Source organism: Nonomuraea antimicrobica (assembly GCF_039536965.1).
Lineage (GTDB): Bacteria > Actinomycetota > Actinomycetes > Streptosporangiales > Streptosporangiaceae > Nonomuraea > Nonomuraea antimicrobica.
On the sequence record NZ_BAAAZP010000223.1, the window covers coordinates 1 to 5,262 of the forward strand.

Sequence of the window (5,262 nt, forward strand, 5' to 3'; positions counted from 1 at the left end):
CGCGCGCCCGCCCCTGGCGGCGGCGGCGCGGGCCCCGCCCGCCACCACGCACTGAAGACACCGCGGGCGCCGGCGACCACCCGGCGCCCGAGCTGCTCCCGCGCGGCGCATCCGCCCGCGCCGTAGAGCGCTTTCCCCCTTCAGAGCCCGTGGAGGCTTTCATGTCAGGAGCGCCGTTCTGGCGTGCGGTGGCGGCGTGCGCCGTCATCGCGATCTCATTGTTCGTCACCCTCACCACCGCGCCGCGCCTGGGCCTGGACCTGCGCGGCGGTACCCAGCTCGTCTTCGAGACCAAGGACTCGCCGACCGTCAAGGCCGACGCGGCGGCCACCGACCGCGCGCTCGACGTGCTGCGCCAGCGCGCCGACGCGCTCGGCGTGGTCGATCCCACCCTGGTCCGCTCCGGCGAGCGGCGGATCATCGTCGAGCTGCCCGGCGTGCTCGATCCGCGCCAGGCGGCCGAGGTCATCGGCCGTACCGCGCAGCTCGCGTTCCATCCCGTGCTCGGCGCGGCCGAGGACGGCGACCGTACGGCGGTACCCGACGAGAACGGCGGCCTGCTCAAGCTCGGCGCCGCGGTCATCACCGGCGAAGGGGTGAGCGACGCCGCCGAGCGCAGCGACCCCCAGCGCGGCCCCGGCTGGTGGGTGAGCATCGACTTCCGCGAGGAAGAGGCCTGGCAGCGGCTGACCGGGGACGCGGCCTGCCGGCCCCAGGACGACCCCCGCCGCCGGATCGCCATCGTGCTCGACACGGAGGTCATCTCCTCGCCGCCGCTCGACCCGTCCGTGCCCTGCGGCAGCGGCATCCCGGGCGGCAGCGCCGACATCACCGGCTCGTTCAGCCACGAGCAGGCCCGCGACCTCGCCGTACTGATCAAGGGCGGCGCGCTGCCGGTCCCGCTCGACCTGGTCGAGCAGCGTACGGTCGGCCCGACCCTGGGCGCGGCGGCCATCGACGCCAGCGCCAAGGCGGCCGTCGCCGGGCTGATCCTCACCGCCGTGTTCATCGTGACCGTCTACCGCCTGGCCGGGCTGCTGTCGGTGGTCGCGCTGCTCTGCTACGGCGTGATCTCGTACGCGGTGCTGGCGGCGATGGGCGCGACCTTCACGCTGCCGGGGCTGGCCGGGTTCGTGCTGGCGATCGGCATGGCCATCGACGCCAACGTCCTGGTGTTCGAGCGGGCCAGGGAGGAGTACCAGCGGTCGAGCGGGCTGCGGCCGGCGCTGGATCGCGGGTTCAAGAACGCCTGGAGCGCGATCGCCGACTCCAACATCACCACGCTGATCGCGGCCGGGCTGCTGTTCTGGCTGGCCTCGGGGCCGGTCAAGGGGTTCGGTGTGACGCTCGCCGTCGGCGTGCTGGCCTCGCTCGTCTCGGCCCTGCTCATCACCCGCGTGCTCACCCAGGCCGTGATCGGCCGCATCGGGCCGCGCCTGTCGGGGCTCGGCTCGCCCGGAGCCGTCAGGACGTGGCTGACCCGCAGGAACCCGCAGCTCATGCGGGCCGGGAAGGTGTGGCTGGCGGTCGCGGGCGGGCTGGCGGCGGTGGCGGTCGCCGGGCTGGTCGCCCGCGGGCTGAACTTCGGCGTGGAGTTCACCGGCGGGCGGCTGGTCGAGTTCGCCACGGCGCGGCCCGTACCGGCCGACGTGGCCGGGGACGCCGTCGCGCGCGCCGGGATCCCCGGCGCGGTGGTGCAGGCGGGCGACGACGGCGTCTCCGTACGTGCCGCGCGCCTCGGCCTCCATGACGTGGCCAGGATCGAGCAGGCGCTCGAAAGCCGGGTGGGCGAGGTGAGCAAGCGGCGCGAGGAGTTCATCGGCCCCAGCCTGGGCGCGGAGCTGCGCCGCAACGCCCTGGTCGCGCTCGGCGTGGCCGTGGCCATGCAACTCGCCTACCTGGCGGTCCGCTTCCGGTGGAGCTTCGGCGCGGCGGCCGTGCTGGCGCTGCTGGTGGACGTGATCGTGGTGGCCGGGATGTTCGCGTGGCTGGGCAAGCCGATCGACGGCGTCTTCCTGGCCGCGATGCTCACCATCGTCGGGTACTCGGTCAACGACAAGGTGGTGGTGTTCGACCGGGTCAGGGAGCTGTGGGCGGCCCGCGCGGGGGAGCCGTTCGCGGCGGCGGTGAACGGCGCGATCCTGCAGACCCTGCCGCGCACCGTCAACACCGGGCTCGGCGCGCTGTTCATCTTGCTCGCGCTCATGGCCTTCGGCGGCGACTCGCTGCGTGACTTCGCGATCGCGCTGGTGGCCGGGATCGTGACGGGAACGCTGTCGTCGGCCTTCGTGGCGGGTCCTGCGGCGATCGTGCTGGCCAGGTACGACCGGCGTCCCCCGGCCAGGCCCGCCGCGTCGCGCGCCGCTCGACCCCGCCGGGGCTCGGGAGCTGTGGTGTGATGCTGGTGAACCACGCGCGCCGCCGGTGCCGTCCCCCGTGCGGGGGACCGGCGGGCGCGCTCCCACCGACGGCATCTCACCCCAGGAGGGTCCTGATGATCACCTGGCGGCGGCTCACCGAGGAGGACTTCCCGCTGCTGCGCTCGTGGCTCGCACAGCCGCACGTGGCCCGCTGGTGGCACCACGAGACCTCGCCGGAGGCCGTGGTGCGCGACTTCGGCCCGGCCGCGCGAGGGGAGGAGCCGTCGGAGGACCTGCTCGCCCTCCTCGACGGCCGTCCCTTCGGGCTGGTGCAGCGGTCACGGCTCGCCGACTATCCCGACTACCAGGCCGAGCTGGCCGCGATCGTGCCCGTTCCCGACGAGGCGGTTACGATCGACTACCTGATCGGCGACCCCGGGCAGGTGGGCAAGGGGCTCGGGACGCTGATGATCCGTTCGATCGTCGAGCGGACGTGGGTGGAGCTGCCCGACGCGTCCTGCGTCCTCGTCCCGGTCGCGGCGGGAAACCTCGCGTCGTGGAACGCGCTGCGCAAGGCGGGCCTGCGCCGCGTCGCCGCGGGCGAGCTGGAGCCGGACCACCCGGAGGACGACCGCGACCACTACCTCTACCGGATCGACCGCCCCACCCCACCCTGACCGCCCGGTACGGCGTCAGCGCACTCCCGGGGAGTGCCGTCCGCGGGGCCGTGCGCCCGGCGGACGGCCTTCCCGGGGCCTTATGGGGGCTTCCCCGGAGGAAGATCGGGGAAGAAGTACGGGCATGGAGGTGCTGAGCAGTCGCGTGTTGCTCCGTCCCGGCGACCCCGAGCGCAGCCGCCGCTTCTACGCCGAGACGCTCGGCCTGGCCGTCTACCGCGAGTTCGGCCCGCCCGACCACCCGGGCGTGGTCTTCTTCCTGGGTCAGGGCCTGCTCGAGCTGTCCGGCGGCGCGAACGACCCGCCCGGCGACGCGGTGTCGCTCTGGCTCCAGGTACGCGACGTCGCGGCCGAGGAACGTCGGCTGCGGGAGGCGGGCGTCACCGTGCTCCGCGAGGCGCGGCAGGAGCCGTGGGGCCTGATCGAGCTGTGGATCGCCGACCCCGACGGCCACCGCATCGTCCTCGTGCAGATCCCGCCCGACCACCCCCTGCGCCGCGACACCCGCTGAACCGCCCGCGGCCTCAGTCCTCCAGCAGGTCGAGGTCCGGCGGGACCAGCGTGGTGGAGTCCACCAGCCCTCGCAGCAGGTTGTGCAGCAGGTTGTCGGACGGCCCGCCGGCCGCCTTGTCATGCGTCAGCGGGTAGGGGAAGCCTCCGGCCTGAAGGCGGTGACGTACGGCCTCGATCCTGTTCTCGATCCGGCGCTCCCGCCAGTCGCCGCCGGGCCGCAGGTAGGCGAGCTGCTCGACCGCCTGCCGGTAGGACAGGGGCCGCGGCCCCTCCTCGTACAGCAGGTAGCGCTGCCCCAGCACCACCAGGAGCAGCCGCTCGTCGTCGTCGAGCGGCCACCGCTTCGGCGGCAGGGTGTCGGTGCAGCGGCGCGGGGCGCGTTCCTCGTCGTGGCCCGAGACGTACAGCTCGACCAGGTGCTCCCGATAGCCCGACCCGCGCACGAACACCGGCGTGTAGCCCGTCGCCAGCGGGACGGCCTCGGTCGTCGCGTGCATCAACCGGCCTCTGGGCAGGCGCAGGAGCTGCTGGCCGGTGTTGCGCAGCCACCAGCGGTGCTTGCGGTAGGTCAGCTCGCCGTGCCGGCGGCTCACCCACAGGTCGTCCTCCCCGACGCACAGGTCCACGTCGGGACGGTCGCCGCGGCCGAACCTGACGGTCAGGCCCGGCCGGGGCACCACCTCGACGCCGCCGTTGACCGTCCGCGCGTGCAGCGTGCCCGGCGGGGCGGGCGCGACGCCGCGGGCCAGACTGTCAGGGACGTTCATCGCCCGCCTCCCCAAGATGCTTCCGGCATACAGGCTTCCGGCATACAGCGTGCCCGCATCGGGCCGGGACCCTTCCCGGCACCGTTCACGCCCGCGGGGTGGGCAGCCCGGCCGTGGCGGAGTCGGCCAGGTCGGTGGCCATCCGGCAGAGCTGGGTCATCGGGCGCGACCCGCCCACCAGGACGCGCAGGGTCTCGGCGGAGGTCTGGCTGCGCTGGTCGGCGTAGGTGCGGTAGACGATCTGGACCAGGCACGTCTCGTCGCCCTCCCTCTCCGGCTGGACGAAGGAGCGGAAGCCGTTGAGCCGCGTGGACGTGCCGCCCTCCGCGTCGGGCGGGCTGCCCCGGTCGAAGCGCAGGTCGAGCCAGATGTCGCTGGTGGTGCTCGCCCATTCGCAGTCCCAGCCGCCGTAGCCGCGGTCGGGGTCGGCGGCGTCGATGCCGGGGACGACCTCCAGCGCCCTGGCGGGCAGCAGCGTGCAGGCGTCCTGGTGGGCCAGGGACCCCGGAGGGAACCCGGGGGAGCGGCGGGCGATCACGCCCTGGTTGAGGATCTCGACGGCGTCGACGGTGGCGACGTCGGCGATCTCGCACAGCGCGGTCTCGCCCTTGTCGTCGCGCTTCGCGGTGACCGTGATGGTCATGTCGGTGACGCCCGCGAGCACCAGCGTGCGGCTGCACGCGTGGCTCTCGGCCGGGTCCTCGACGACCGTCACGATCCCCTCGGTCCGCGCCGGGCCGCCCCGCTCGGGCGGGGGATCGAGGTTGAAGTCCATCCTGACGTCCACGACGGTGTCGGACGGGGGGTGGATGAGCACGTCGCAGCGGTCGAAGTTGCCGTAGTCGGGGTCGAGCTCGGTCCGGCCGAAGCGGACGAGGGCGGCGGGCCTGCGCAGGGCGCGCGGGTCGACCGTGCGCCGGTCGCCGACCACGTCGAGCGGGGTGC

At 74.1% G+C, this 5,262-nt stretch carries 5 protein-coding genes; 3 read left to right on the forward strand and 2 right to left on the reverse strand.

Going from position 1 to position 5,262, the window contains the following annotated elements:
• The first annotated feature begins 161 nt into the window (after nt 1-161).
• The 3 genes from secD to ABD844_RS47515 all read left to right on the forward strand — a co-directional run bounded on the left by secD (nt 162) and on the right by ABD844_RS47515 (nt 3,548).
• Nucleotides 162-2,399 carry a protein translocase subunit SecD gene (secD, locus tag ABD844_RS47505; RefSeq protein ID WP_344894794.1) on the forward strand — a complete coding sequence of 746 codons (2,238 nt, stop codon included), beginning with the start codon at nt 162-164 and terminating at the stop codon, nt 2,397-2,399.
• A 95-nt stretch (nt 2,400-2,494) separates the two neighbouring features.
• Nucleotides 2,495-3,037: a GNAT family N-acetyltransferase gene (locus ABD844_RS47510; RefSeq protein WP_344894797.1), complete on the forward strand. Its 543-nt coding sequence runs from the start codon at nt 2,495-2,497 to the stop codon at nt 3,035-3,037.
• Nucleotides 3,038-3,161: 124 nt separating this feature from the next.
• Nucleotides 3,162-3,548 (forward strand): VOC family protein, encoded by a 387-nt coding sequence (locus tag ABD844_RS47515; protein ID WP_344894800.1) that lies wholly within the window; start codon nt 3,162-3,164, stop codon nt 3,546-3,548.
• Nucleotides 3,549-3,561: 13 nt separating this feature from the next.
• Here ABD844_RS47515 and ABD844_RS47520 read toward each other — a convergent pair whose 3' ends face one another.
• Nucleotides 3,562-4,317, reverse strand: coding sequence for an FHA domain-containing protein (locus ABD844_RS47520; protein ID WP_344894803.1), 756 nt, complete (start codon nt 4,315-4,317; stop codon nt 3,562-3,564).
• Between the two features lie 85 nt (nt 4,318-4,402).
• Nucleotides 4,403-5,262, reverse strand: an 860-nt coding sequence (locus ABD844_RS47525) for a hypothetical protein (protein ID WP_344894805.1), incomplete at its 5' end; no start/stop codon positions are given.

Coding starts and splice junctions, on each gene's coding strand:
- secD (WP_344894794.1), top strand. CDS start 162: ATGTCAGGAGCGCCGTTCTGGCGTGCGGTGGCGGCGTGCGCCGTCATC.
- ABD844_RS47510 (WP_344894797.1), top strand. CDS start 2,495: ATGATCACCTGGCGGCGGCTCACCGAGGAGGACTTCCCGCTGCTGCGC.
- ABD844_RS47515 (WP_344894800.1), top strand. CDS start 3,162: ATGGAGGTGCTGAGCAGTCGCGTGTTGCTCCGTCCCGGCGACCCCGAG.
- ABD844_RS47520 (WP_344894803.1), bottom strand. CDS start 4,317: ATGAACGTCCCTGACAGTCTGGCCCGCGGCGTCGCGCCCGCCCCGCCG.